Annotated in this window: 1 protein-coding gene; it reads left to right on the forward strand. The window is 44.6% G+C overall.

What is annotated here, in order from left to right; genetic code table 11:
* Window positions 1–213 (forward strand): HesA/MoeB/ThiF family protein (locus tag KB213_RS12635; RefSeq protein WP_211683617.1); only part of this gene is annotated, 213 nt, incomplete at both ends.

The raw sequence follows: 213 nt of genomic DNA on the forward strand, positions 1-213 counted from the left end.
GCCGTGATGCTTCTGTTTTGATCATCGGACTTGGTGGACTTGGCGCTCCTATAGCCCAACAGCTTGCAGCAACCGGTATTGGTCGTATTGGCCTTGTTGATGATGATCATATTGATCTTAGAAACCTTCAACGACAGATTTTGTATGATACTTCGTCGATTGGCTATCTCAAAACCCAAATCGCTCAAAAAAAGCTCACATCCCAAAACCCAC

The organism is Neokomagataea anthophila (assembly GCF_018122595.1).
GTDB lineage: Bacteria > Pseudomonadota > Alphaproteobacteria > Acetobacterales > Acetobacteraceae > Gluconobacter > Gluconobacter anthophilus.